The sequence below is a fragment of the Bradyrhizobium sp. SZCCHNRI3052 genome, from assembly GCF_032484895.1.
Lineage (GTDB): Bacteria > Pseudomonadota > Alphaproteobacteria > Rhizobiales > Xanthobacteraceae > Bradyrhizobium.
This window is the reverse complement of the sequence record NZ_JAUETW010000014.1, coordinates 161,994-188,428: the sequence shown is the minus strand read 5'-3', so window position 1 is coordinate 188,428 and position 26,435 is coordinate 161,994. Positions and strand designations below refer to the sequence as shown.

26 protein-coding genes are annotated in these 26,435 nt (G+C 66.2%); 12 read left to right on the top strand and 14 right to left on the bottom strand.

Features of this window, described 5'->3' with window-relative positions:
* Positions 1-51: 51 nt before the first annotated feature.
* Positions 52-369, bottom strand: a complete 318-nt coding sequence (locus QW887_RS29565) for a Fic/DOC family protein (protein WP_316195655.1) — start codon at positions 367-369, stop codon at positions 52-54.
* Positions 370-397: 28 nt separating this feature from the next.
* On the opposite strand from QW887_RS29565, the gene QW887_RS29560 reads away from it, so the two are divergent.
* Positions 398-586 (top strand): hypothetical protein, encoded by a 189-nt coding sequence (locus QW887_RS29560; protein ID WP_316174944.1) that lies wholly within the window; start codon positions 398-400, stop codon positions 584-586.
* Between the two features lie 250 nt (positions 587-836).
* On the opposite strand, the gene QW887_RS29555 is transcribed toward QW887_RS29560, so the two are convergent.
* On the bottom strand, positions 837-1,175 hold the full coding sequence (locus QW887_RS29555; protein ID WP_316168043.1) for a putative quinol monooxygenase: 339 nt from the start codon (positions 1,173-1,175) through the stop codon (positions 837-839).
* 584 nt (positions 1,176-1,759) lie between these two features.
* Here QW887_RS29555 and QW887_RS29550 point away from each other — a divergent pair.
* From QW887_RS29550 to QW887_RS29535, 4 genes are all read left to right on the top strand, one after another.
* Positions 1,760-2,998 carry an FAD-binding protein gene (locus tag QW887_RS29550; RefSeq protein WP_316195653.1) on the top strand — a complete coding sequence of 413 codons (1,239 nt, stop codon included), beginning with the start codon at positions 1,760-1,762 and terminating at the stop codon, positions 2,996-2,998.
* Positions 2,995-4,317 (top strand): glycolate oxidase subunit GlcF, encoded by a 1,323-nt coding sequence (gene glcF, locus QW887_RS29545; RefSeq protein ID WP_315825404.1) that lies wholly within the window; start codon positions 2,995-2,997, stop codon positions 4,315-4,317. Before QW887_RS29550 ends, glcF begins: the two co-directional genes overlap by 4 nt.
* Before the next feature lie 75 nt (positions 4,318-4,392).
* The gene (locus tag QW887_RS29540; protein ID WP_315716660.1) at positions 4,393-4,848 is read left to right on the top strand and encodes a hypothetical protein; all 456 of its coding nucleotides are present in this window, start codon (positions 4,393-4,395) and stop codon (positions 4,846-4,848) included.
* A gap of 487 nt (positions 4,849-5,335) precedes the next feature.
* Entirely contained in the window at positions 5,336-6,331 is a 996-nt protein-coding gene (locus QW887_RS29535; RefSeq protein WP_315716661.1) for a TorF family putative porin, read from the top strand.
* An 85-nt stretch (positions 6,332-6,416) separates the two neighbouring features.
* On the opposite strand, the gene QW887_RS29530 is transcribed toward QW887_RS29535, so the two are convergent.
* On the bottom strand, positions 6,417-8,177 hold the full coding sequence (locus QW887_RS29530) for an ABC transporter ATP-binding protein/permease (protein WP_315825402.1): 1,761 nt from the start codon (positions 8,175-8,177) through the stop codon (positions 6,417-6,419).
* 322 nt (positions 8,178-8,499) lie between these two features.
* Here QW887_RS29530 and QW887_RS29525 point away from each other — a divergent pair, with 322 nt between their 5' ends.
* Both QW887_RS29525 and QW887_RS29520 read left to right on the top strand, forming a co-directional pair.
* Positions 8,500-10,164 (top strand): L-lactate permease, encoded by a 1,665-nt coding sequence (locus tag QW887_RS29525; protein WP_315825401.1) that lies wholly within the window; start codon positions 8,500-8,502, stop codon positions 10,162-10,164.
* Positions 10,165-10,314: 150 nt separating this feature from the next.
* The gene (locus QW887_RS29520; protein WP_409977975.1) at positions 10,315-10,722 is read left to right on the top strand and encodes an META domain-containing protein; all 408 of its coding nucleotides are present in this window, start codon (positions 10,315-10,317) and stop codon (positions 10,720-10,722) included.
* Positions 10,723-10,973: 251 nt separating this feature from the next.
* Here the strand turns inward: QW887_RS29520 and QW887_RS29515 are convergent, their stop codons facing one another.
* The 3 genes from QW887_RS29515 to groES all read right to left on the bottom strand — a co-directional run bounded on the left by QW887_RS29515 (position 10,974) and on the right by groES (position 14,366).
* Positions 10,974-12,164 carry a hypothetical protein gene (locus QW887_RS29515; RefSeq protein ID WP_315716665.1) on the bottom strand — a complete coding sequence of 397 codons (1,191 nt, stop codon included), beginning with the start codon at positions 12,162-12,164 and terminating at the stop codon, positions 10,974-10,976.
* A 140-nt stretch (positions 12,165-12,304) separates the two neighbouring features.
* Complete coding sequence (gene groL, locus QW887_RS29510) at positions 12,305-13,948, bottom strand: chaperonin GroEL (RefSeq protein ID WP_315716666.1); 1,644 nt, start codon at positions 13,946-13,948, stop codon at positions 12,305-12,307.
* 121 nt (positions 13,949-14,069) lie between these two features.
* Entirely contained in the window at positions 14,070-14,366 is a 297-nt protein-coding gene (gene groES, locus QW887_RS29505; protein ID WP_008961387.1) for a co-chaperone GroES, read from the bottom strand.
* A 330-nt stretch (positions 14,367-14,696) separates the two neighbouring features.
* On the opposite strand from groES, the gene QW887_RS29500 reads away from it, so the two are divergent.
* Positions 14,697-15,206 carry a hypothetical protein gene (locus QW887_RS29500; RefSeq protein ID WP_315716667.1) on the top strand — a complete coding sequence of 170 codons (510 nt, stop codon included), beginning with the start codon at positions 14,697-14,699 and terminating at the stop codon, positions 15,204-15,206.
* A gap of 115 nt (positions 15,207-15,321) precedes the next feature.
* Here QW887_RS29500 and QW887_RS29495 read toward each other — a convergent pair whose 3' ends face one another.
* Positions 15,322-16,101, bottom strand: a complete 780-nt coding sequence (locus QW887_RS29495) for a protein phosphatase CheZ (protein WP_315716668.1) — start codon at positions 16,099-16,101, stop codon at positions 15,322-15,324.
* A gap of 307 nt (positions 16,102-16,408) precedes the next feature.
* Here QW887_RS29495 and QW887_RS29490 point away from each other — a divergent pair, with 307 nt between their 5' ends.
* Complete coding sequence (locus QW887_RS29490) at positions 16,409-17,200, top strand: L,D-transpeptidase (protein ID WP_315825398.1); 792 nt, start codon at positions 16,409-16,411, stop codon at positions 17,198-17,200.
* An 89-nt stretch (positions 17,201-17,289) separates the two neighbouring features.
* Here QW887_RS29490 and QW887_RS29485 read toward each other — a convergent pair whose 3' ends face one another.
* The 6 genes from QW887_RS29485 to QW887_RS29460 form a co-directional block, all read right to left on the bottom strand.
* On the bottom strand, positions 17,290-18,093 hold the full coding sequence (locus tag QW887_RS29485; protein WP_315716671.1) for a DUF2076 domain-containing protein: 804 nt from the start codon (positions 18,091-18,093) through the stop codon (positions 17,290-17,292).
* A 211-nt stretch (positions 18,094-18,304) separates the two neighbouring features.
* Entirely contained in the window at positions 18,305-19,147 is an 843-nt protein-coding gene (locus QW887_RS29480) for a ChbG/HpnK family deacetylase (protein ID WP_316174938.1), read from the bottom strand.
* Positions 19,144-20,187: a glycosyltransferase family 2 protein gene (locus QW887_RS29475; RefSeq protein WP_315716673.1), complete on the bottom strand. Its 1,044-nt coding sequence runs from the start codon at positions 20,185-20,187 to the stop codon at positions 19,144-19,146. Before QW887_RS29475 ends, QW887_RS29480 begins: the two co-directional genes overlap by 4 nt.
* Before the next feature lie 70 nt (positions 20,188-20,257).
* The gene (hisG, locus tag QW887_RS29470; RefSeq protein ID WP_315753420.1) at positions 20,258-21,235 is read right to left on the bottom strand and encodes an ATP phosphoribosyltransferase; all 978 of its coding nucleotides are present in this window, start codon (positions 21,233-21,235) and stop codon (positions 20,258-20,260) included.
* Positions 21,232-22,392 (bottom strand): ATP phosphoribosyltransferase regulatory subunit, encoded by a 1,161-nt coding sequence (locus QW887_RS29465; protein ID WP_315716675.1) that lies wholly within the window; start codon positions 22,390-22,392, stop codon positions 21,232-21,234. Before QW887_RS29465 ends, hisG begins: the two co-directional genes overlap by 4 nt.
* 119 nt (positions 22,393-22,511) lie before the next feature.
* Positions 22,512-23,264: a 16S rRNA (uracil(1498)-N(3))-methyltransferase gene (locus QW887_RS29460; RefSeq protein ID WP_315716676.1), complete on the bottom strand. Its 753-nt coding sequence runs from the start codon at positions 23,262-23,264 to the stop codon at positions 22,512-22,514.
* Between the two features lie 208 nt (positions 23,265-23,472).
* On the opposite strand from QW887_RS29460, the gene QW887_RS29455 reads away from it, so the two are divergent.
* From QW887_RS29455 to ubiA, 3 genes are all read left to right on the top strand, one after another.
* Positions 23,473-23,907, top strand: coding sequence for a hypothetical protein (locus QW887_RS29455; protein ID WP_315716677.1), 435 nt, complete (start codon positions 23,473-23,475; stop codon positions 23,905-23,907).
* A gap of 266 nt (positions 23,908-24,173) precedes the next feature.
* Positions 24,174-24,851: a hypothetical protein gene (locus QW887_RS29450; protein ID WP_409977977.1), complete on the top strand. Its 678-nt coding sequence runs from the start codon at positions 24,174-24,176 to the stop codon at positions 24,849-24,851.
* Positions 24,848-25,780 (top strand): 4-hydroxybenzoate octaprenyltransferase, encoded by a 933-nt coding sequence (gene ubiA, locus QW887_RS29445; protein WP_315753422.1) that lies wholly within the window; start codon positions 24,848-24,850, stop codon positions 25,778-25,780. Before QW887_RS29450 ends, ubiA begins: the two co-directional genes overlap by 4 nt.
* Here ubiA and QW887_RS29440 read toward each other — a convergent pair whose 3' ends face one another.
* Positions 25,781-26,305, bottom strand: a complete 525-nt coding sequence (locus QW887_RS29440) for a DUF6101 family protein (RefSeq protein ID WP_315753424.1) — start codon at positions 26,303-26,305, stop codon at positions 25,781-25,783.
* Positions 26,306-26,435: the final 130 nt, after the last annotated feature.

Sequence of the window (26,435 nt, the reverse complement as noted above, 5' to 3'; positions counted from 1 at the left end):
CGCTACGGCGCTATTTGGGAGCGCGCGTCCGGGCGGCTTTGCTCCACCGAGCTACACCACCTCCGGGGACACGACCAGCCGCTTCGCCTCTCTCTCGATATTCTCGGGGAAGCAGAACGTGCTCTCGCCTTTTGAAATGCGGACGGTGCGCGGCTCTCCCGCCCAGTCGTAGACGTCTTGAAAGAGATGGCGGTGGACGGCCTTGAAATGCTCGAAATCAAGATCGCCGGCCGGGAGTTCCTCGTCGGCCCTTGCGTCACTGACCTCGGCCTCGAAAGCCGCGAGTTCCTCGGAGGCCCGGATGTCGAGCTTGTTCTTCAGGACGGTCGTGCCGGGATAGCAGTACTCGTCGGCGACCGCGTCGTACATGGCGGCCTAAGGTTTACGATAGGCTTCGATGATCGACTTCCGGCGTTCCTCTGGGGAAAGGGCCTTACCCGTCGAAGACGAGGCTCCCTTCATCTTGGGAGAGTACTGGATTCCCTCGACGGCGCTGATCTTGCGAAACCGGGCGCTGCCGATCACGAAGCCACCGGCTTTGGTCTTCTTCGAAGAGGGTTTCTTTGGGGCCATGACGAAACACTAGCACAAGTAGGGCGATGTCGCACGACGAGAAAATAGGAGATCGGGGAGCGTGGCTGGAAGCCGTAAAGGAATGCCTTTGGTAAGCGATCTTCTCTCACAAAATGGAGGCATTGCGACCTCCAGCGCCCCGCGGCGTCTCTGCTCGATCGCTTCCGCCGCGGAGTACAGGATGCTCCGCCGGCGCGGAGCATGACAGCATCGGGGGGCGAGAGTTCGACCCATCCAAGAGCGCGATTCAGGTAAATGCTCGTCTAGATCAGCCCATACTGCATCCGCTCGCGCCGTGCCAGCAGCGGCAGGGCCTGGCCGGCGATATACGTCTTGAAATGCTCGCTCTCCTGGTGGGCCTTGAACGCGGCTTCGTCGCGGAACAGCTCGTAGAACAGGAACTGCGCCGGGTTGTCCTTGGCGCGGGAGATCAGGAACAGTTTTGCGCCGGGCTCGCGCTGCGCCTCGGGCAGGAAGCGCGACAGGATCTCGGCGACGCGGTCGGCCTCGCCGTCCCTCGCCTCCCATTGCGCCACCACCAGCAGGCCGCCGCCGCTGACGGCCTCGTTCACGGTTTTCGTCTCGACTGCATATCCGGTCATCGTGATCGGTCCTTTCGTTGAAGTGCTGCAAGGGCATTGATACCTCGGCTCGCGTGACCGATCCTTCGATGGCGGACGAAGGATGGATGTGCACATGAGGGCGTAGGGCGGATTGGCCGAAGGCGTCATCCGCCCTGTGTCTCGGAAGGTCGGCGGGTTACGCTTCGCTCACCCGCCCTACGGGCTGGGGAGCACGCGATGCCGGGGCTTGTTCCGCCTGCGCGGCCCGGCGCCTCGCGGGGCGAAGGCCCGGCATCGACGTCTTTCCTTCTCCGGGTTCGACGACGTGGATGGCCGGGCCTTCGCCGCGCCGAAGCGGCTTCGGCCGCGCAGGCCGGGACAAGCCCGGCCATGACGACGTTGAAACAGCTCGGCCGGACTCTGACGGCGTTATATGCGATAGTCCCGCAGGCAGCGAGGCCTCGATGCCGCAGAGCACGACGGCGGGGCCATGCAGATCGCGTGTGAACGTTCCGTCCGGCCCGCCCTTGTGTCCGGCTCGCAACGCTTTAGAAAGGCCCCAACACGGGTGGCCGCGCGTTGCGCTCGACCATCGCCATCATCAACGAGCGAGGCGAGCAGCGGTGGACGCTCTCAAGGTACGCAACGCAGCCGACGTGGAGGAGGTGGTCCGGTCGGCGATCGCCAGCGAGCAGCCGCTCGACGTCATCGGCCATGGCTCGAAGCGCGGAATCGGGCAGGTCACCTCGACCAATGCCGTGCTCGACCTGTCGGCCCTGAGCGCGGTCGTCTCCTACGAGCCGAACGAGCTGATCATCACGGCGCAGGCCGGGGCGCCGCTCGCCGATCTGCTGTCGCTGATCGATTCGAAGAGCCAGCAGTTCGCGTTCGAGCCGATGGACACGGGGCCGCTGCTCGGGACGACGGGCCGGGGCACGCTGGGCGGGATGATCGCGGCGGGGCTGGCCGGTCCGCGGCGCATCCGCGCCGGCGGGGTGCGCGATCATCTACTTGGGGCGCATGCCGTCTCCGGCTTCGGCGAGAGCTTCAAGACCGGCGGCAAGGTCGTCAAGAACGTCACCGGCTACGATCTCTGCAAGCTGCTGGCGGGCTCCTGGGGCACGCTCGCGGTCATGACCGAGGCGACCCTGAAGGTGATGCCGCGGCCGGAGTCGGAGCGCAGCCTGGTGCTGCGCGGGCTCGACGACCTCAAGGCCAACCGGGCCATGACGGCGGCGCTCGGCTCGCCGTTCGATGTGTCCGGAGCCGCGCATCTGCCGGCCTCGACCTTGCGGCCGGAGGTCGCCGGGCTGAGCCCGACCGGCTCGCCGCGCGAGGCGGTCACGGTGATCAGGCTCGAGGGCATCACGGCGTCCGCGGCGCATCGGGCGGCGTCGCTCGCCAAACAGCTCGCGGCCTTCGGTACGGCCGAGATCATCGCGGACGACGCCTCCGCCGAGGTCTGGAGCGCCGTCCGCGACGTGCTGCCGTTCGCCGCCAACGGGCCGCTCGGGGCCTGGACGGTGTGGCGGATCGTCTGCCCGCCGGTGTCGGGCGGCGCCATCGGGCAGGCCTTGACGCGCCAGACCGGCGGCGAGGTGATCTATGACTGGGGCGGGGGGCTGATCTGGGCCGCGCTGCCGCCGCAGCCCGATGCGTCGGCGGGGCTGGTGCGCAAGCAGGCCGAGGCCGTTGGCGGCCACGCCACCCTGCTGCGGGCGTGGGACGAGATGCGTCTGGCAGTCGACGTCTTCCACCCGCAGCCGCCGGGTGTCGCCGCGCTGGAGGAGCGGGTTCGCGTTTCCTTCGATCCCAAGACCATTCTCAACCGCGGCAGGATGCGTCGGAGCGTTGCGCCATGAAGACCGAATTCACCTTGGCGCAGCTCGCCGATCCCGACATCGCGGTCGCCGACAAGATCCTGCGCGCCTGCGTGCATTGCGGCTTCTGCACCGCGACCTGTCCGACCTACGTGCTGCTCGGCGACGAGCTCGACAGCCCGCGCGGGCGCATCTACCTGATCAAGCAGATGCTCGAGAAGGACCAGGCACCGACCGCCGACGTGGTCAAGCACATCGACCGCTGCCTGTCGTGCCTGTCCTGCATGACGACCTGCCCGTCGGGCGTCCACTACATGCATCTGGTCGATCAGGCGCGGGTGCGAATCGAGCAGCGCTACCAGCGCCCGCTGACCGACCGGTGGCTGCGCGCCGTGCTCGCTTATGTGCTGCCGCGGCCGCGCGAGTTTCGGCTGGCGATGACCCTGGCGCGGCTCGGCCGGCCGTTGAAGGCGCTGCTGCCAGCGTCCTCCGCGTCGCGAACACCTGCGCCGGGCCTGCTGCGGCGCGTCAGGGCGATGCTCGACCTGGCGCCTGCCGCGGCGCTGCCGCCGCCGGGGCCGGCGGGCGGCAGCGTGTTCGCGGCGCAGGGCGCGCGGCGCGGCCGCGTGGCGCTGCTGCAGGGCTGCGCGCAAGCGGCGCTGGCGCCACGCATCAACCAGGCTGCGATCAGCGTCCTGACACGGCACGGCGTCGAGGTCGTGCTGGTCAGGGACGAGCAATGCTGCGGTGCGCTGACCCACCACATGGGGCAGGATGCCGACGCGCTGGCGCGGGCGCGCGCCAATGTCGACGCGTGGACCGCGGAGATGAAACGCGGCGGTCTCGACGCCATCCTGGTGACGACCTCGGGCTGCGGCACCGTCATCAAGGACTACGGACACATGCTGCGCGAAGACCCGCAATATGCGGCGGCCGCGGCCGCCGTGTCGGCGATGGCGAAGGACATCACCGAGTATCTCGCCGGTCTCGAACTGGCCTCCGCCTCTCGGCGCGACGACATCGTCGTCGCCTATCACTCGGCCTGCTCACTGCAACATGGGCAGAAAATCACGAGCATTCCGAAAGAATTGCTTTCCAAGTCCGGATTCGTGGTGAAAGATATACCGGAGAGTCATTTGTGTTGCGGTTCGGCGGGGACCTACAACATTCTCCAGCCTGACATCGCGATGAAGCTGCGCGATCGCAAGGTCGCCAACATCGCGACCGTCAAGCCGAATGTGATCGCGGCGGGCAATATCGGCTGCATGATGCAGATTGCCAGCGGCACCTCTGTCCCCGTCGTGCACACCGTTGAGCTTCTCGACTGGGCGACGGGCGGTCCGCGGCCAGGAATGATTTGACGGATGGGCGCGTGCTGACTGCCGGCCCGTCCCGCCGGACGAGCTGATCGAACGGCGGCAACTGGAGGGTTTCTGATGGCGAAGGACAAGAAGGCGAAGAAGGACAAGAAAGAAAAGAAGAAGCTGATGGCGCAGGCCAAGTCAGCGAAGAAGGCGACGAAGAAGTCCGCCAAGAAGGCTGCGAAGAAGTCTGCACCGAAGTCCGCGAAAAAGGCCGCCAAGAAGGCTGCCAAGGCGCCCGCCAAGAAGGCGAAGAAGACCGTGAAGGCCGCGGCGAAGAAGGCGGCCAAGGCGCCTGCCAAGAAGGCTGCTGCGAAGAAGGCTCCCGCCAAGAAGGCCAAGACGTCGGCCGCAAAGGCTCCTGCCGCGCCGAAGAAGAAGGCCGCCAAGAAGCGGGCTCCCAAGATGGCTCCGCTGGTCGAGATCCCGGCGGTGAACGAGACCGAATCGGCTGCCGAGACCAGCTGGGCGATGCCGAGCGCGGCACCCGAGGAGCACGAAGACGGCGAGGGGACCGCCCCCGGAAACTGATCTTTCCGGTCCGGATCGTTCTCACCACCAGACGAATTCACATCGGGAGGCCGCGGCGGCAACGCTGCGGCCTTCTCGTTTGTTGCCGGCGCCTGTCGTCTGGCTTCTGGCGTCTGCGTCGGCTCCTAATTGCCGATGGATCTGTTCGTCGGAGCCGTCGCCCCCGCAGATCTACGGCCGGGCGAATCCGACCTCGCTACGCCGTGTCGTTTTGCTTGGGACACCACGATTCCAGCGCGTCGGCACAACCGAATGTGCGTCCTGGCGTGCGTTCGGACACGGAGATTTGTTGTTCAAATGCAACACGCGCTGACTACCTGCCGTAGAATTGTCAAAACGCCCAAAAAGGCGGCAGATGCCGCGCTTTTTTGCTTCACGTGCGGCGAGACCCTGGCACAAATTGCGTCTGGATGACGCAGCCGGTCTTGTTTGCGCCCTGGGGGGCCAAGGTGGGGCAGGCTTTTCGAAATAGGTAATGGGGATCGTCATGAAGAAGTGGGCTTTGCTGGCAACGGCGCTGGCAATGGTTTCGGGATCGGCTTCGGCGGCGGACATGGCGGTCAAGGCCTACAAGGCTCCGCCTCCGGTCGCGTTCGATCCCTGGGATATCGCGTTCGGCGCGGCGATCATGAACGACTACGTGTTCCGTGGCGTCACCCAGTCGAACCACAAGCCGTCGGTGGCCGCCTATTTCGAGCCGCGCTTCAACGTCAACAAGGACCTGCAGTTCTACGTCGGCGTCGCCGGCGAGAGCATTTCCTTCCCGAACCGCGCTGCTGCCGAGATCGACATCTACGGCGGTGTCCGCCCGACCTTCGGCGCCTTCGCCTTCGACATCGGCGTCTGGGGCTATCTGTATCCGGGCGGGACCTGCTATTACGGCGGTGGCGCCACGACGGACTTCGCCGGCCGCGCCCTGAGCGCCGAGTGCCAGGCCAACACCCTGACCAACCTCAACGTGATGAAGAAGGACGTCTCGTTCTTCGAAGTCTACGGCAAGATGAACTACACGGTGAACGATAACTGGACGTTCGGCATCACCGAGTTCTACTCGCCGAGCTTCCTGAACACCGGCGCCTGGGGCAACTACGCATCGGTCACCGGCAAGTGGACCGCGCCCAGCACCACCTTCGGCTCCAGCGGCGTCGGCATGTATGTGTCGGGTGAGTTCGGCCGCCAGTGGTTCGGCACCTCCGACTCGTTCTACGGCACGGCCGCCTTCCCGAATGGTATCAAGTATGCCGACTACAACACCTGGAACATCGGTGTCGGCTTCACCTACAAGGTGTTCACGCTGGACCTGCGCTACTCCGACACCAACCTCTCCAAGGGTGATTGCAACGCCTTCACCAGCGACTTCACCGGCAGCGGCACGACCAACGTGACCGCGATCAACCCGACCGGCGTCGGCTCGAAGTGGTGCGGCGCGACCGGCATCGCCAAGCTCTCGGTCGACCTGACGGCGATGACCAACCTGAAGTAATCACCGCAAGGCGGATCGAACTCATTACGAAGGGCGGCAGAGCAATCTGCCGCCCTTCTGCTTTGCTGGCGCAGCGGCGCTCGCGTCAGCTGCCTCCATCCGCGGTCGCGTCGGCCGCCTGTCCGGCCGGCCGCAGCGAGAACCGGTCGCCATCCCGAATCAGCTCGACCTTTCGATCGTGGAACTCGTGCAGGGTCGAGCGGTGGCCGATCGAGACGACGGTGGTCTGCGGCAGCCGTTCGGCGATGACCCGATAGAGCCTGGCTTCGCTCGGCTCGTCGAGCGAGGCCGTGGCCTCATCGAGGAAGAGATATTGGGGCGCATGCAGCAGCGCGCGGGCAATTCCGAGCCGCTGCTGCTCGCCGAGCGACAGCATCCGGTTCCAGTGCGAGTCCTCGTCCAGGCGGTCCGCCAGTTGCGGCAGACCGACGGCCACCAGCGCCTCCCTGACCTGCTCGACGCTGAAAGCGTCCGCCGCCGCGGGATAGACGATCGCCGCCTTGAGCGCGCCGATCGGGAAGTAGGGCCGCTGCGGCAGCATCATCAGCTTGGCATGCGAGGGCACGCTGATGGCGCCGCTGCCGAACGGCCAGACGCCGGCGATGGCGCGGAACAGCGTCGACTTGCCGGCGCCGGAGGGCCCGGTCAGCAGCGTGCGCTCGTTGTTGCCGATGCTGAACCCGTCGGCCGCGACCAGCGGCAGGCCATTGGGCAGCTTCAGCAGCAGCTGGGCGAGATCGATGCTGTCGCCGGCATGGTCGACGACATCGATCGTCTGCGGCTCGCCCGAGAGCTTGTGCGCGCTCTCGATGGACATGTCGAAGCCGTCGAGGCGGGCGACGGTCGAGCGCCAGTCGGCAAGCGTCCGGTAAGTCGTCACGAAGAACGACAGCGCGCCCTGCACCGTCGAGAACGCGGACGCCGTCTGCATGATGCCGCCCATCTGGATCGACTTGGCGAAGTAGGCAGGCGCAACGAGCACATAGGGAAAGATCACGGCCGCCTGCGAATAGCCCGCCGTGAAGGCCGTCAGCCGCTTGGTCCGGCTCATGATCTGGTACCAGTTCTGCACGACCCGGCCGAAGCGGGTTCCGAGCTGACCTTGCTCGGCGCCTTCGCCGCGCAGCAGCGCGATCTGCTCGGAGCTTTCGCGCACCCGCACCAGGTTGAAGCGGAAGTCGGCCTCGTAGCGCTGCTGCTCGAAGTTGAGATTGACCAGCGGCGAACCGATCCAATGCGTCAGGATGGTCCCGAAGATCGCATAGATCAGCGCGATCCAGACCAGGTAGCCGGGGATCGCGATGTCGGTGCCGAACAGCTGCAGTGGAGCATCGGTCGACAGCCCCCAGAGCACCACCATGAACGATGCGAGCGAGACGATCGAGCTGAGCAGGCCGATGGTGATGTTCAGCGTCTTGTCGACGAACAGCTGCACGTCGTCGGCAATGCGCTGGTCCGGGTTGTCGGCGATGTCGCCCTTGAGCTGCATGCGATAGTGCGTGGCGTTGTCCAGCCAGCGGCGCAGGTAGACGTCGGTCATCCACCGCCGCCAGCGGATCTGCAGCCATTGATTGAGATAGAGCTGGTACACGGCCAGGATGATGAAGATGGTCGCCAATACGGCGAACACGCCGATTTCCCAGATGAAGCTGTTCCAATCATACTGCTGCAGCGCGTTGAAGAACCTGTTCTGCCACTGGTTCACCAGCACCTGGATCGCAACGAGCGACAGTTCGATCGCAATGACGGCGGCGAGGAGGATGCGGCCGGCGACCTTGTCCTCGGAGCGGAAGTAGGGAATGGCGATCCGCCAGACGGTGGCGACGGTCGAGCGCAGATTGTTCACAGAGGGGCTGCTCCTGAGAAAATGTCTTAACGGGCTGACGAAAAACGAGAAAATCGCTGGTGTCGCCGCCTGCCTAGACTAAAGTCGTAATCTGGCGGGTGGCCGCCGGCTTGTCGGTCGCGTGTGACAAACCGTAGCATGGGGCAGGGGAGAGGGACTGCGACCGCCGCCAGATTTCGCGAGAATTTGAGCAGAGTTGGGCGTTGCCGGTTTTGTGATCTGCTTTTCCGACCTTTGCCAGGCTTGGGGGCCTGGGCGAGCAGACCTGATCCGTCCCGCCGGCCTCAGGTCCAACAACAAGAACGTGGGGGGAGAAGTCACGATGTGGAATCAAATCTACGACCCGTTGGGGAGCCCGGCGCTGTCGACGCTGGCCGCCGCCGTCCCGGTGGTGACGCTGCTGGTGCTGATCGCCAGCGGCAAGGTCAAGGCACACATCGCGGCGATCATCGCCGTGATCCTGACCAACCTGATCACGATCTTTGTCTTCACGATGCCGGCCAACATGTCGCTGCGCGCGACGTTTCTGGGCGTCATCACCGGGTTCTTTCCGATCGGCTGGATCGTCCTGAACGTCATCTTCCTCTACCAGGTCACGGTTTCCACCGGACGGTTCGAGCTTCTGAAGCGCGCCATCGGTGGCGTCACGGAGGACCGGCGGCTGCAACTGTTGCTGGTCGCCTTCTCCTTCGGCGCGTTCTTCGAGGGCGCGTCCGGCTTCGGCACCCCGGTGGCGATCACCGGTGCCGTGCTGATCGGTCTCGGCTTCTCGCCGCTCGCGGCGTCCGGCCTGTCGCTGATCGCCAACACCGCCCCGGTCGCTTATGGCGCGCTTGGCACGCCGATCCAGGGCCTCGCCTCGGTCACCGGTCTCGACCCTTACATCCTCGGTGCGATGGTCGGCCGGCAGCTGCCGGTGTTCTCGCTGATCGTGCCGTTCTGGGTGATCTGGGCGTTCGCGGGCTGGAAGGGCATGAAGGACATCTGGCCGGCGATCCTGGTCACCGGCGTCTCCTTCGCGGTGCCGCAATTCCTGATCTCGAACTACATCAATCCGTGGATCGTCGACATCGGCGCCTCGCTGATCTCGATGGGAGCGCTGATCCTGTTCCTGAAGGTCTGGCAGCCCAAGCAGCTGTGGCTGTCGCCGGCGCTGCGCGGGCGTGACGAATCGGCCGCCACGATGACGGCGGCGAAGCCGCTGGACCGCACGCCGCTGACGCAAGCCGAGCTCTGGGGCGCACTGCTGCCCTGGATCATCGTCTGCGTCATCATGCTGATCTGGGGCAACGGCGCCTTCAAGGCCTGGGCGAACTCGATCTTCACCTGGAACTATCCGGTGCCCGAGCTCGACAAGCTGATCAACAAGATGCCGCCGGTGGCTGCGAAGCCGACGCCGGAAGGCGCGGTGTTCTCGTTCACCTACCTGACCTTCACCGGCACCGGCATGCTGATCGCCGCGATCATCTCCGGCTTCCTGATGGGTGTCGGACCGGGCAAGCTGATCGCGGAATACGGCCGCACCATCCGTCTCTGCGCGATCTCGCTGATCACGATCTCGGCGATGCTCGCGATCGGCACGCTGACCCGGCTGTCCGGCGTCGATGCCACGCTCGGCTTGGCCTTCGCTGCGACAGGCGTGCTCTATCCGTTCTTCGGCACCTTGCTCGGCTGGTTGGGCGTGGCGCTGACGGGATCGGATACGGCCTCGAACGTGCTGTTCGGAAACCTGCAGAAGATCACCTCCGAGCAGCTCGGCCTGTCCCCTGTCCTGATGGCGGCCGCCAACTCCTCCGGCGGTGTCATGGGCAAGATGATCGATGCGCAGTCGATCGTCGTCGCCTCGACCGCCACCAACTGGTACGGCCACGAGAGCTCGATCCTGCGCTACGTCTTCCTGCATTCGATCGTGCTGGCCTGTCTGGTCGGCCTGTTCGTCACCTTGCAGGCCTATGTCTATCCGTTCACGGCGATGGTGCTGAAGTAGCAACACCGGCAGCGACAAAAGCCCCGCGCCGTAGCTGCGGCGCGGGGCTTGCTATGTTTGGAACACATTTGTGCGGGAGCCGTGCTGGCGGTCGCCGGGCCGATCGCTTAAGAGGCGAGCCCTGCACGTGATGATGTGTCGAGAGGAACGATGCGAGTAGTGAAGCGAGCTTGCGCCAAACTGGCTGCGGCCCTGTTGATGTCGGCCGTGCCCCTTGCCGCCGCCTCGGCGGAGGAATTTCCCTTCGGCATGGAGATGACGCTGGATGCGCTGCCGCAGCCGGGCTCGAAGCGGGTGCCGGATCTCGACATCGGCGACAACGGTGATGCTGTGCTTGAGCTGTGGTGCAAGGGCGGCAAGGGGCAGTTCTCGGTCGCCGGCAACACCATCGTGTTCATCGCCGGCAAGATCGAGGACCGCAACTGCCCGGCGGCGCGCGCGCAGGCCGACGACGAACTGATCGCGGCGCTGAGCGCGGTGACGAACTGGAAGCGTCAGGGCGACCTGATCATCTTCATCGGACCGAAGACGCTGCGCTTCCGGCTGAACACGAATTGAGTCGGGACGGTCGTTTCTAAATTCCCAGCCACACTGATCCAAGTGGAGCCCCGTCTTTCACCCTCCCCTGGAGGGGGAGGGTCGCCTCTCATGAGCGCAGCGAATGGGAGGCGGGGTGGGGTGATCTCTCCACGTGCACCGGTGCCCGCGGCGTCACCCTACCCCGCTCGCCCGCTTCGCGCGCGATCGACCCTCCCCCTCCAGGGGAGGGTGGCATCTGAGATCGCGGCGCCATGCCGTCATGGCTCGCCTTACTTCCAGACCGAGTTGTCCGCATCCCAGCGCTTGGCCTTGAAGGCCTTCGCCAGCTCGTCGATGGCGCCGCCATCATCCCGCGTGTCGCCTTCCTCGTCGCCCGAGGATTCGTCCGACAGGATCAGCTTGGCGCTCGAGGCCTCATCGATGGTGGTCGTCGTCGGGCTGCTGATCCAGAGCATCAGCGCGTCCGCGCCGCCCGGCTTGTCCGCCGAGACGAGGCCGGTGACCTCGATGACGTCGGTGAGCTCCAGGGCCGGCATCAGCTGGCTCGGCCGCTTCAACGTCAATTTCAGCTTGCCGCTGACCGGATTCCACGCCGCGCTCGTCGGCTTGGCATTGTAGGTCCTGGCCAGGACGTCGGAGATGGCGCCCGCCAGCTTGTCGCGGTTGATCTTGTCACCGTCGCGCCAGTCGGCCGCCGCAAAGCGGATGGTGCGGTCCATCTCGATGGTGCCTGCGGTCCAGCCGGCCGTCACGACGCCGTTCATGCTCCGCGCTTTCGCGATCAGCGCGCCGGCGCGGTCAGGGTCGACCGTCATGCTGATGGTCTGCTCGCCCGCGCGCAAGGCATCGCAGCTCACGATCAGGCTCGACAGCGAGACTTCGACGTTCTCGCCCTTCAAGCTCTTGAGGAAGTCGGTCACCGCGTCGAGCTTGAGCCGGACCGAGATCGCCTCGGGCGAGACGTCAGTGAAGTCCTTCGGCTGGGCGCTGATGCCGTCGTCGCTCGACTGGCTCTCCTGGAACTCCTTCTCGCTGACGTCGGAATTGTCGGTCGACGCCACCTCGGTGACGCTCTTGCCGATCGTGATCTGGCCGCGGAACTCGAACGTGTCGCCGGTCGGCTTGCGATTCAGCTTCACCGTGACCGGCTCCTTGGCGCCGTTGCTCTGGGTCGCGCCGGTCAAGGTCTGGCCATTGACGGTGAGGCTGACCACGAAGCGGTCCTTGCGATCCGAATTCTTTGCGACGGGATAGCAGACGTCGAGCGTGGCGGCGGTGACGGTCTTGCCCTGGCGCGTCTCCTTCAGGATCACGTCGGCATTGCCGTCCATCAGGCCGTCGATCGCGGTGAAATACCGAGTCTCGTTGGCGGGGGCCTTGGTCCCGCTCTTGCTCTGGGCCCAACCGAGTTCCGGCGCGGCCGCTGCAATCACGGCCAGCGCAAGCAAAATCGCGCGCATCTGAAAATCCTTGTGGGGGCAGAATCGGCTTTAAGCTGTAGCGCCGATTTGCGGTCGCTGCACCCCCGGTGCGGACACTCGGCCAAAAAGAAGGCCGCCCGGAGGCGGCCTTCCTGAATGTGAGATGTCGAAAGCAGGGCTCAGAAGCCCATGCCGCCCATGCCACCCATGCCGCCGCCGGCCGGCATCGCCGGAGCAGCATCCTTCGGCAGCTCGGCGACCATGGCCTCGGTGGTGACCAGGAGGCCTGCGACCGACGAGGCGTCCTGCAGCGCGGTGCGGACCACCTTGGCTGGGTCGATGATGCCCTTGGCGACCATATCGACATAATCTTCGGTCTGCGCGTCGAAGCCGAACGTCTCGGACTTCTCGTCCAGGATCTTGCCGACCACGATCGAACCTTCGACGCCGGCGTTCTCGGAGATCTGGCGAATCGGAGCCTCGAGCGCCTTCAGCACGATGTTGATGCCGGCCTGAACGTCCGAATTGGCGTTGGTGATGCGGCCGACGGCCTTCTTGGCGCGCAGCAGCGCCACGCCGCCACCAGGGACGATGCCTTCCTGCACCGCAGCGCGGGTCGCGTTGAGGGCGTCCTCGACGCGGTCCTTCTTCTCCTTGACCTCGATCTCGGTCGCGCCGCCGACGCGGATCACCGCGACGCCGCCGGCGAGCTTGGCCAGACGCTCCTGCAGCTTCTCACGGTCGTAGTCCGAGGTGGTCTCCTCGATCTGCGCCTTGATCTGGCCGACGCGCGACTCGATGTCGGCCTTCTTGCCGGCGCCGTTGACGATCGTGGTGTTCTCCTTGTCGATCACGACCTTCTTGGCGCGGCCGAGCATCTTGATCGTGACGTTCTCGAGCTTCATGCCGAGATCTTCCGAGATCAGCTGACCACCGGTCAGGATCGCGATGTCCTCGAGCATGGCCTTGCGGCGATCACCGAAGCCCGGCGCCTTGACGGCGGCGACCTTGAGGCCGCCGCGCAGGCGGTTGACGACCAGCGTCGCCAGCGCTTCGCCCTCGACGTCCTCGGCGATGATCAGCAGCGGGCGGCCCGACTGCACCACGGCTTCGAGCACCGGCAGCATGGCCTGCAGGCCCGACAGCTTCTTCTCGTGCAGGAGCACGTAGACGTCGTCCAGCTCGGCGGTCATCTTCTCGGCATTGGTGACGAAGTAGGGCGAGAGATAGCCGCGGTCGAACTTCATGCCTTCGACGATGTCGACCTCGGTATCGAGCGACTTGTTCTCCTCGACCGTGATGACGCCCTCGTTGCCGACCTTCTGCATCGCCTGGGCGATCATCTTGCCGATCGCGGCGTCGCCGTTGGCGGAGATGGTGCCGACCTGGGCGACCTCGGAGGACGAGGCGACCGGCTTGGCGCGCTTCTCGATGTCCTTGATCACGGCGGCCACCGCGATGTCGATGCCGCGCTTGAGGTCCATCGGGTTCATGCCGGCGGCAACCGCCTTGGCGCCCTCGCGCACGATGGCCTGGGCCAGCACGGTCGCGGTGGTGGTGCCGTCACCGGCGGTGTCGTTGGTCTTGGAGGCGACCTCGCGCAGCATCTGCGCGCCCATGTTCTCGAACTTGTCCTCCAGCTCGATCTCCTTGGCGACGGTGACGCCGTCCTTGGTGATGCGCGGAGCGCCGAAGCTCTTCTCGATGACGACATTGCGGCCCTTCGGGCCGAGCGTCACCTTGACGGCGTTGGCGAGAATGTCGACGCCGCGCAGCATGCGGTCGCGTGCGTCGCCGGCGAATTTGACGTCCTTGGCTGCCATTTCAGAATTCTCCTGGAGTAGACCTCGACGGCGAGGGGCGTGATCGCCCGTCTGTCGCCGGAACGAGGTTGCAGAGCATTTTCGCCCGGGGCGGCTGATCGCCGCCCCCGACAGGTCGGGATCAGGCGACGACGCCCATGATGTCGGACTCCTTCATGATCAGGAGTTCCTCGCCGTCCAGCTTGACCTCGGTGCCGGACCACTTGCCGAACAGCACGCGGTCGCCGACCTTGACGTCGATCGGGATCAGCTTGCCGCTCTCGTCGCGGCCGCCCGGGCCGACGGCGACGACTTCGCCCTGCGAGGGCTTTTCCTTGGCGCTGTCGGGAATGATGATGCCGCCCTTGGTCTTCTCTTCGGCGTCGATGCGCTTAACCACGACGCGGTCGTGCAGGGGACGAAACTTCGATTTGGCCATGACGGATCCCTTTTGGGGTGCTTGGATAAGTGTTGCTGTCGGAGGAAATCTGAATGCGGCCACATTGAACGCCCACTTGGCGCCAACTGGCTCGCAGCCTTAGCAATCCCGCCCTCCGAGTGCTAAAGACCGCTCGGGGAAATATGGCTTGCGGCTGTTCCTGTCAAGCAACGGCCAGCCGTTAAGCCGTTCTTGAGGCTGTTAGGGGATGTTGTCCCGGGCCAGACATGTTAGTGGAGCGGCGTCGTTATCCGACGTCATTGCTCTGACGAGCGTTTTGCGCTTGGTTGCCGGACGGGGCAGCCATGATCTTGTTCCTAAGGGGATGCCATGACGAGTTCACGGTGCGCGCGGCCGGTTGCCAATCTCGCGATCGCGTCGGCGCTCACGATGCTTCTGGGAGCGTGCACGGGCTTCAGCCTGTCGCCGTCGACCCCCATGCAGCAGACCGAGGCGCCGGTCGAGCCCGAGGTGCCGGCCACGATTCGCGCCGAGGATCTCGTGGGCAAATGGGGGCTTGCCGCCTACAACAACCCGAATGACCGCCCGCGCACCGAAAAGATGGCTTTGGCGCAGTGCAAACAGCCCTACGTCATCGGGGCAGGCACGTCCGGCGGTGTCGTGATGCACCTGGCCGACCAGGCGACTCCCCAGGAACTGCGCTTGAAAGGGTCGGCCAGCGGCAAGAACTACATCGGCCCGGCCGGACCGCCCGGCGGCGAGCAGGACCGCGAGGTCGTCTCCTTCGACGGCCGCGTGCTGATCACCCGCTTCGTCGACAAGGATGCGGCGACCCGTTACCAGACGATGGTCTACGTCCGCTGCGGACCGCGCGCCTGAGATCCGGGCGAACATCCCGCAAAGGTCGAGAGTCGAACGAAAAACGCCGGCGATAGCGCCGGCGTTCCTGTATGGTGACGTTGCCTGGAGCGGTCGCTGGGACTGGCCGACGAGGTCAGTTGAACATCGCGTCGATGTCGTCCTGCGAAGCGTGGCCGACGTCGCCTTCCGCCTTCGGGCCGTTCAGCAGCCGGGCGTCGCCCTCGCGGTGGTCGACGATCGGCGGCGTATGCGCCTTGATGGCGTCGACGCCGCCCCAGATGTCCATCATCACCACGATGTGGTGCTCGATGAACTTCATCGTGGTCATGACCTTGTTGATGCGCTGACCGGTCAGGTCCTGGAAGTTGCAGGCCTCGAAGATCGAGACCACGCGCTCCTGGATCTCTTCGCTCAGGATCTTCTGCTGGTCGGCCGAGTCCACCTTGGACAGCGCGCTGGCGGCCTGGTCGATCGCCTCCGCGGCTTCGAGGATCTGCTGCGTCGCCTGCTCGGTGCCGCCGACGACCGCGCCGAGCTCGCCGTTGACCTTGGCCATCTCCTCGCCGTTGAAGCTCTTGGCATGGAGGGTCGCGATCTCGCCCTTGGTGCGGTTGATCGCGTCGTGGATCAGGTCGAGCTCGACCTTGAGCTTTTCGCACTGCTCGATCTGGGCGCGATAGGTCTCGAGCAGCGCGCGCGCTTCGGCGACCTCGCGTGCGGCGGACTCTTCGATGGCGGCGTTCGCCGTGTTGCTGCCGCCGCTGCGGATCGCATTGGCCATCTGGGAGCGGATCGCGCGCAGCTCGTCCATGATTTCCTTGTGGTTGGGGCCGATCTCGCCGCCCACGAATTCAGGCTCCGGCATATGGCCGACGATTGCTTCTTCGATACGGAAACGCTTGCGAACAGCCATGATAGTATCCCTGACCTTTTGCTCGGATCAGTTCTACGCAGAGGCTATTTAACATCGCGTTCACGCCAGGAACCGCCATTGAGCAACGCTGGCGTGCATCGTGCGTCAACTATTAACCACGCTGCGCCGGCCTTCACGCAAAATAAACGCTAGCGATCAAAACCGCCGACGTATGCAGCGATGGTGAATCCCGGCGCCTCCCGCGTTTACCAAAGCGATCGGGTTTTGCTCTTTATTGACGATACGCGGCGGCGTTGCCGCCTCGCGCGACGAACAGTCTCCAGACGAAACAGTACAGAGTACGTCGATGTTCAAATCATTCTCCACAGCGCTGCTGGCCGGCGCATGCGCATTCCATTCAGGTCTGGATCGGGCTGCGGCCCAGGGATTTCAGCAGCCGACCGTGATTTACAGCGGGCCGCCGCAGCAGTCCGCGCCGGTGCGCACCGCCTATGTCGAACGCTCGCGCATGGGTGGCGGCTTCATCGAATTCCTGTTCGGGGATCCGCAAGGCGGCCGCGGCGCGCCTCCGCCGGGACAGCCGATGTACCAGCAGCAGCCGTCCTACTACGAGCCGCAGCGGCTGGCGCCGGGCATGGTCCCGCAGCAGGGAGTACCGGATGAGGAGGCCTATGAGCAGACGCAGCGGCCGCTCGATCCGAAATACGAGAAACAGATCGTTGACTACGACGGCAAAGAACGGCCGGGCACGATCGTCATCGATACGCCGAACAAGTTCCTCTATCTGGTTCAGGGCGAGGGCAGGGCGCTCCGCTATGGCATCGGCGTCGGCCGCCCCGGCTTCACCTGGTCGGGCGTGAAGACGATCTCGGCCAAGCGTGAATGGCCGGACTGGACGCCGCCGCCGGAAATGCTCGCGCGCCGGCCCGACCTGCCGCGGCACATGGAGGGCGGACCGCAGAACCCGCTCGGCGCACGCGCGATGTATCTCGGCTCGTCGCTGTATCGGATCCACGGTTCGAACGAGCCATGGACGATCGGCACCAACGTTTCGTCAGGCTGTATCCGGATGCGCAACGAGGATGTCATCGACCTCTATGGCCGCGTGAACGTCGGTGCTCGGGTCATCGTGCTCTGACGACCGCCGCTGCACGACATCCGCAACTGAAAAAGGCCGCCCGTGGGGGCGGCCTTTCGCATTCTTCAGTTCGCTGCGACCTGGGAGCATCAAGCGTAGTCGCTGCCACCGTCGTCGTCGCCATAGCCGTCATCGGCGTCGAAGTCGGCCGCGTCGTTGTCATTGCCGCTGTCGTCATAGTTCGCCTGGTCGAACAGGCCGGCACGGCCGCCGTCGCCGCCCGAGCGGCCGATGTCGTCGAGACCGGCGTCGCGCGCCAGCGAGCCGCTGGACTGGTCGCCGCTCCACGGGCCGGCACCACCGCCGCGCTCCTCGATGATCGTGGTGTCACCGAACGCCTGATGCGACCCGCCGCCCATCATCGAGCGGATGCCGCCGAGCAGCAGCGAGCCGCCGACCATGCCCGCCGCAGCGGCCGCCGCCGTTCCGAGGAACGAGCCGCCTCCACCGCCGAACATGCCGCCACGCGGCTGGCCGAAGCCGCCCTGATCGTAAGGGCCGGGCTGACCGGGATAGCCGGGCTGGCCCTGGTAGCCCGGGGGCATCGCCTGACCGCTGTTCCAGACCGGTCGGCTCTGCGACGGCGGCGGCACGTTGGGGACCGAACCGCGGCTGCCCGAGCCGAAGATGCTGTCGCGCATCGAATCGAGGAAGCCGCCGGACTGGGCCTGCTGCGGGGCCTGGGCGTGCTGCAGCTCCTCGATGCGGGCATTGGCGCGCTTCAAGGCTTCGTCCTGCACCAGCACCGTCTGCACCAGCGCGTAGACGGCATTGGGAGCCCGCTGCAGCGCCTGGGCGATGGCGGCGGCGGCCTCCGGATCACGCGGTGCACTCTCCAACTTGGCAAGCCGGTCGAACAGATCGTCGATGAGTTGGCGTTCTTGCGGTGTCATGTCGTTCTCCTGCCGCTTGCCTTGTTCCGGCCAAGCGCGGCCAAGATTTAGGGGGACTTTGTGGCCCGGCCAGCCGGGGCGCGGATTAAATTTCCGTATGCGACACAGCGTCTCTCGGGCTTGCGCAGCGTTTTGGACCTCGATGTTGCCCGCACTACAGGAGGAACGCAGCCGGGCGGCCTTTTGTTCGTCGCAGACCCGCAAGATCCGTTCAGGCCAGCGTCATCCGCCGGCGGTCGAGCAGCGCTGGAAAATGCTCGCCGGCGAGATAGGCGTGCTCGTGCTCGCGCTGGACGGTCAAGGGATCGAGCTCGATCAGGACGTCGTCGACGAAGCCGGGGTGGCACATCACCAGCCCGTCCTCGGGCAGCTCCTCCAGGAAGCCGTCCATCAACGTGGCGAAATCCGAGGTCTTGCTGAAGTCGTAGGCGCCGGCGAAGGCAGGATTGAAGGCGATCTCGGCCCGCTTGGCATGACGGCGGAATTGTGCGCTCAGGACGTCCAGCAGCAGCGCCTTCGGTGCCGTCAGCCGCTGCATCAGCGGCACGTTCCGCCCCCCCTGACGCACCCAGGCCGCCGGCGCGGCTTCCTTGACCGCGGCGAGGAAGCCCTCGCGCACCTGCGGATAGAGCTGGGCGTGCTGATGGCCGTCGACGAAATCCGGGGCGCGGCCGAACAGCTCGCCGAACGCCGCAAGCTGGACCAGCACCTCGGCGCGGATCAGCTCGGGATCGAGCCGGCGGGACATTCCGGCGCGCAGCAGCTTGGGAAAGGGCAGGAACATGCCGCCCTCCGACGGGCGGAAGTGCATGGTGAGGGGCCGGAACGGCGCGGTCAGCGTGACATGCAGGCCGATGGCGCAGCGCGGGCTGTCGGACGCGACCTTGGTCAACTCCGTCACCTCGTCGCGCCCGATCGCGGCGCCCACGGTCATCACCGAGGTGGCGTTCAGCCGACCGCGCGCGATCAGGTCGCGGATGGCGCTGTTGACCCCGGGGCTGATGCCATAGTCATCGGCGCACAGCCAGATGCGCCGGTGCGGCGTCGCGTTCATTCGGCGGCGTTCCTCTCGGCGCCGTCGCTCCGTGCATCGAGCGCTGCACGCTTCTCGCTGTGCTCGGCGACGAAGTAGATCGGACGCGCCTTCAGCTCGGACAGGATCTTGCCGATATACTCGCCCATGATGCCGATCATGATCAGCTGCACGCCGCCGATCGTCATCAGGCCGACCATCAGCGAGGGATAGCCAGGCACCGATTTGCCGGTTGTGAAGGTCTCCCAGAGGATCGAGAGGCCGAACAGGAACGCGGCCGAGGCCAGCAGGATTCCGAGCAGACTGGCGAAGCGCAAGGGCGCGACCGAGAACGAGGTGAGACCTTCGATCGACAGGCCTAGCAGGCCGGTCAGGTTGAAGGTCGTGACGCCATGGGCGCGGGCCGCTGGCTCATAGTCGACGCGGATCTGACGGAAGCCGATCCAGCTCGCCAGGCCCTTGAAGAAGCGGTTGCGCTCGGGCAGCTGCCGTAGCGCGGCCACCGCGCGCGGCGAGAGCAGGCGGAAGTCGCCGGCATCCTCCGGAATCTTCTGCCGCGCCCCCCAGTTGATGAGCGCGTAGAAGCCGTGAACGGCGACCCGGCGCAGGAACGGCTCGTTGTCGCGATGCGCCTTGGCGGTATAGACGACGTCGTAGCCGTCCTTGATCCAGTGCGTGACGAGTTGCTCGACCAGGGCCGGCGGATGCTGGCCGTCGCCGTCCATGAACAGCACCGCGCCGCGCCGGGCATGATCGAGGCCGGCCATCAGCGCGGCCTCCTTGCCGAAATTGCGCGACAGCGACACGACCTGCACATCGAGCGCATCGGCCTGCAGGGTGCGGGCAATCGCGAGCGTGTTGTCGCGGCTGCCATCGTCGACATAAACGAGCTCACAGGCGAGACCGAAGCGCTGACGCAGGGTGCGTGCGAGATTATTCAGCCGCTCGTGCAGCGCCGTCAGTCCCGCGCCCTCGTTATAGACGGGGATAACGATCGACAGTCCCTGCGACGCGGCGTCGGCCGCGGTCGTGGTCAGGTCGGACACGTCAGTTCCCAGCATCGCTCAGAGTCCTCGTTCTCCTACCAACATATGGTAGTCGCGCTCACCTGTCGCTACGATGAACGGCGATTTATGATCGCAGGAAGGCCTCGAGGCGGGCAAACAGCGGATTCTCGCGGTCGAGCACGTAGTCGAGCGAGGCGACCGAGACGGTCTCGGCACCATGCGTGCGCAGAAAGCTGCCGAGCGCGTAGATCTGCGCCGGCGGGCAGTGCAGGGTGAGCATGCCGGACGAGGTCGGGCCGCCGAACGGCGCCACGACGCCGAAACGGTTGTGCGCCTCGGTCAGCATTGCTGCGTCGCACCCTTTGAAGCGGGTGCGGACCTCGCGGTATTTGCTGGCGCGGGCGCGGGCATGGATGTGGTCGAGAATGATCCGGGCGCTCTCGCGCGGACCCTCCGACCAGTCGGCGTCGCGCGAGGCGACCAGGTTAGCCTGGCTGCGCAGGATCACGCCGTCGTCCAGCACCTTCAGCCCGTTGGCGGCGAGCGTCGAGCCGGTGCTGGTGATGTCGACGATCAGCTCGGCGGTGCCGACCGCGGGCGCGCCCTCGGTGGCGCCGGCGCTCTCGACGATGCGGTAATCGACGATGCCGTGGGCGGCGAAGAAGCTGCGCGTCAGGTTGATGTACTTGGTGGCGACGCGCATCCGGCGATTGTGCTGAGCGCGAAAACCGGTGGTGACGTCGTCGAGATCGGCCATGGTCCGGACGTCGATCCAGGCCTGCGGCACCGCGACGACGACGTTGGCGCCGCCGAAGCCGAGCGTGTCGATCAGCAGCACGCGCTTGTCGGCATCGGTGATGCTCTCGCGCACGAGATCCTCGCCGGTGACGCCGAGATGCACGCTGCCGCGCGCCAGTTGCGAGGCGATCTCACTCGCAGAGAGATAGGCGATCTCGACATTGTCGAGACCTGCGATGGTGCCGCGATAGTCGCGCGCGCCGCCGGGCTTGGACAGGTTCAGCCCGGCGCGGCCGAAGAAGGCTTCGGCATTCTCCTGCAGACGTCCCTTGGAGGGAACGGCGAGGACGAGGGGGCCGCTCATGATGCTCTCCCGACCGGGGACTTGCCCACGGCGCTGCTCTGGGCCAGGCGCTCGATCCAGATCGAGAAGCCGACGGCCGGAATCGACTCGGCGGCGCCGAGCTGGCTCAGCAGGCCGTCATAACGGCCGCCGGCGACCAGCGGCTCGTCGCCATTGTCAGGATGATGCAGCTCGAACTCGAAACCGGTGTAGTAGTCGAGGCCGCGGCCGAACGACGTGGCGAAGCGCACCTTGGCGATGTCGATGCCGCGCTGGGCCATGAAGCCCGCGCGGGCCTCCAGCGCGTCGATCGCGGCCGAGATGTCGAGCTTGGCATCGGCGGCGAGGGCGCGAAGCTGCTGGACGGCTTCGGTCGGGCTGCCGCTGATGGCCAGGAAGCGCTTGATGCGGTCCAGCGCGTCACGCGGCAGCGCCCCGCTCTTGAGGGTGGACTGCTCGAGGAAGCGGTCGGCGATCTCCGCCACCGTGCGGCCGCCGACGGCGGTTGCGCCGGCAATCGACATCAGGTCGGTGACCAAAGCGAGCGCCGCCTTGCGGTCGGAGCCGGCCAGAGCGGCGAGCACGCCCTCATACTCGTTGCGCGGCGCCACCGAGGCGATCGCCAGCCGCTCGAGGTCCTGCGCCAGGGTGCGCTTGCGGTTGAAGTCCTTGATCAGCCGCCGCCGCCAGACCGGATAGAGATCGAGGGCGTCGATCAAGGCCGTGAACAGCGCGACGTCGCCGGTGCGGATATCCACCGCGGCAAGGCCGGCGGCGGCGGTCGCCTCGATCGCCAGCGCCAGCATCTCGGCATCGGCGGCGGGCCGGTCCTGGCGGCCGAACGATTCGATCCCGGCCTGCAGGAACTCGCTCGGGCGGCCCTCGCGGTAGCGAAATACTGGACCAAGGTAGCTGAAGCCGGCCGGCTGCCCGGCGCGGGCCGAGGCGAGGTAGTCACGGGCGACGGGAATGGTCAGGTCGGGGCGCAGGCACAGCTCTTCGCCAGCGGCGTCGCTGGTCAGATAGAGGCTCTTGCGGATGTCCTCCCCGGAGAGGTCGAGGAACGGCTCGGCCGGCTGCAGGATCGCCGGCTCGGCCCGCTCATAGCCGGCCTGGGCGAAGGATTGCAGCAGCGTGTCCGCCCACGCGGCGGGTCCGGTCGGAGCGGGTCCGGTCATGTCGATTCGAGTTCCAAAATGGCTTGGGCGCCCGCTGGAAGCGGCGGCTGCCCCTTAGCATGGCCGTTTGACGGTTTCGACTGGGAATGGCCGCGGCGCGCCACAATTGGTCGGATGCCTTAACCGCGGGCTCCGGCCCAGTCTCCGAGCGTCGCCTGAATTACGGCGAGGGCGGCAACGCCGGCCGTATCCGCGCGCAGGATGCGTGGGCCCAGGGGCAACCTGATCACATGCGGCTGGCGCAGCAGCAGCGTCCGTTCATCGTCGGCGAAACCGCCCTCCGGTCCGATCAGCAGGTCGATGCCGGCCGCATTCTGGCCGCCGCGCAGGGCCTGCAGCGGATCGGCCAGTTCGGCCGCCTCGTCGCAGAACACCAGCAGCCGCTCGGGTTGCCGCTGCGCGAGGAAGCGCTCCAGCGGCACCGGGTCCTTGACGTCGGCGAGGCTGAGGATGCCGCATTGTTCGGCGGCCTCGACCACGTTGGCGCGCATGCGCTCGCTATTCACGCGCGACACCTGGGTGCGACGGGTGATCACCGGCTCCAGCCGCGCGGCGCCCATCTCGACCGCCTTCTGCACCATGTAGTCCAGCCGCGCGTGCTTGAGCGGTGCGAAGACGTAGGCGATGTCCGGCAGGTGATCCTGCGGCCGGCTCTGCTGCTGGATCGTCAGGCCATCTGGCCGCTTGCGGCCCTCGATCACGGCCCGCCATTCGCCGTCGCGGCCGTTGAAGGCCAGCACGTGATCGCCGGCGCCAAGGCGCAGGACGTTGCCGAGATAATTTCCCTGGTTGCGGTCGAGCGCGACCGAGCCTCCCTCCTGCAGGGGCGCGTCGACGAACAGGCGCGGGGCGTTGAAGTCGTATGCGGGCATGGAGCGAAGCGGAGCCGATGATGGACGTTGCTTACCGGACCCACGCGCCAGCCGCAAAGCCGGAAGGGCCGTCACGTGGTGTTGTATCGGACATCGGCGATGGCGCCTTTCGGCCGTGCTGTCGACAGATTTTACCGTTTCGATCGCGCCGGTCGTCCCCCGGGACGGACATCCGACGATTCCGTAAGCCTCGATGCGGAGAACGGCCTTGATCTTGAGACATTCGACTTCGGCGCTTGCGATCTGGGCGCTGGTCGCGATCATCGCGGTGATGGTCGCCGCGCCGTCCCGGGCCGATGACAAGGCGGTCGCCGCGCCGCCGCAACGGGCGGCCCCCGCGGTTCCGGGCGGTGCCGGCGTGGCTGGCTTTCGCCCGCCCGAGACCTGCCTGAAGGAGTTCACCCCGCTGCGGGACGAGACCGCCCGCCGGGCCAAGCTGCTCAAGGCGGCGACCGAGCGGCGCTTTGCGCCCGGCGAGGCCTGTCAGCTGGTGCATGACTACGAGCTCGCCCAGACCAAGATGATCGACTACGCGGTCGCGCATGCCTCGCTATGTGGAATCCCCGCCAAGATCACCGATCAGCTGAAGGCGAATCACGAAAACACCCTGGCCGTGATGCGCAAGGTGTGCACGGCGACGTGAACCGTCCCGCCGGCCGCCGAACTGGCGACTCCGGCTTGACCAGGTGGGCGAGGGCGCGGAGTGAACGGATTTTTGGGCTCCGACGTTCGGGAAGGGCCTCGTTTTGGGCCTCCGCGCCGGTTGGAACCCGGCTGCGTCTCTGCGCCGCGGATGTGATCAAATCCGCGGTTGTGCTGGACGGGCGAGAATCGTAAAAGCCCCGGATCGGATCGTGCTTTCATCCGGAAGTGTTGAGGATTCTTGGTCTTGCCGGAGAACCAGCCTTGATCGTCCGCCAGTCTTTCATGCCGCTCGCCGTTGCCGCCCTGGTGCTCTCCACGGGGCAGGTCTTCGCGCAGAGCTCGTTTCCCGCGCCGATGCCTGGCCAGGCCCAGACCAGCAATTCGCCGTTTCCACCCATCAACGGTGCGGCGCCGACCCGGGCTGCAGCCCCGGCAAGTCCGTTCCCCAGTCCAGGCGCCTCGGCGTTCGGCGGCGGTGGCGGTGGCGGCTTCCAGCCGGCCCCGATGGGAGCCGCGCCGCAGGGTGGCCCGCCGGAGAGCTGCATGAAGGAGTTCATGCCGCTGCGCGAGGAAGCCGAGCGTCGCGGCAAGCTGATCAAGGCCGCGAGCGACCGCAAGGCCTCGCCTGACGAGGCCTGCAAGCTGATCGCCAATTTCGGCAAGGCCGAAGTGAAGATGATCAAATATGTCGAGGCGCATGCGGCGAGCTGCGGCATTCCCCAGCAGATCTCCGATCAGCTGAAGGCCGGTCACAAGAACACCGACGCGCTGGAAAAGAAGGTCTGTGCCGTGGCGGCGCAGATGCAGTCGGGGGCCGGAAGGCCCGCGGCTCCGAGCCTGAGCGACGTGCTGGGCTCGTCGGCTGCGCTGCCTGAGGCCAACACGACGAAGAAGGGCGGTTCCGCCTTCGACACCATGACTGGCAACGTTCTCACCCGATGAGCACGACCGCCGTCCGCGTTGCTGACGCGACCGGCAACTGGGTCGACACGCTGGCGCCGGTGTGGAGCCGGCCTTACCTGCGGCTCGCCCGCTTCGATCGCCCGATCGGATCCTGGCTGCTGCTGATGCCGTGCTGGTGGTCGGCCGCTCTGGCGGCCGGGATCGGCGGGGACCTGTCCATGCTGCCGGCGTGGATCGGGCTCTATTTCGTCGGCGCGTTCGTCATGCGTGGCGCCGGCTGCACCTGGAACGACATCACCGACCGCGATCTCGACGCCAAGGTGGAGCGCACCCGTTCGCGACCGATTCCGGCCGGACAGGTCGGCGTGAAGCAGGCGCTCGCCTTCCTGGTGGCGCAGGCCCTGATCGGCTTGGTGGTGCTGCTACAGTTCAACCGGTTCGCGATCGCCACCGGCATCGCCTCGTTGCTGATCGTCGCGATCTATCCGTTCATGAAGCGTGTCACCTGGTGGCCGCAGGTCGTGCTGGGTCTCGCCTTCTCGTGGGGCGCGCTGATGGGATTTGCGGTTGCGTTCGGCCGCATCGATGCAACCGCGCTGCTGCTCTACGCCGGGTCGATCTCGTGGGTGATCGCCTATGACACGATCTACGCGCATCAGGACGCCGAGGATGACGCGCTGATCGGCATCAAGTCGACCGCGCGCCTGTTTGCCGAGCGCACCCATCTGGCGCTGGTCGTCTTCTACAGTTTGGCCGTGATGCTGATAGGGGCCGCCTTCGCGACCGCCCATGTGCATGTCGCGGCGTGGCTCGGGCTCGCGGGTTTTGCCGCGCATCTCGGCTGGCAGATCTGGCGTCTGGATATCGCCGATCCGGCGCTGTGCCTGCGGGTGTTCAAGTCGAACCGCGATGCTGGGCTGCTGCTGTTCGCAGCGCTGCTGGTCGATGCCGTGCTGCGCGCAACCTGATCAGTTGCGCGCGATGATCTCGCGCTCGCCGCGATGGACCGAGGCCGGATTGAGCTGGTAGCCGACACGGCGGCGCATCAGGAAGCGCGGGCGGCGCGAGCGGATCGCGTTGCGGCGGCGGCGGCGCGGCGTCGCCTCGCGGCGCGCGTCCTGCAACTGCGGCAGCGCGAACGTCTCGCTCCACATCGCCCACGCAGCAACGATCTCGTTCTGGTCGTCGCTGACGCAGAGCGGGATGGTCAGGGAGGGGTCGCGGTGGACGAGCACCAGCATCACCTGCGTGGCGTCGATTTCGCGCACGCCGATGCCGAGGAAGTCGCTGACGCGGAGGTTCAGGGCCATGCGCATGCCGCTGACGGCACGCCGCAGGACCACGCGCTCCCGGTGCAATTCGATCTGCCGGATCCCGCCATCGGCACGGGTATCGTGCGCGCTGTACGAGACGGGTAGGGAAAGAGGGTCGAGCCGCAGGACGCGGCCCGACCCAGCGGAATTGCTTCCGCCTGTTGCTGTTTGACGCCTCACGGCTTGGTCTCCCCGCCGGGATTATGCTCCCGGTCGATGCGTGTGACCTTGCCACGCGGATCGCCCGTATCGGCTTAACAAGCCTGGTTAATCAGATCTCACGCATGATCCTCTCACCGTCATGATTGAC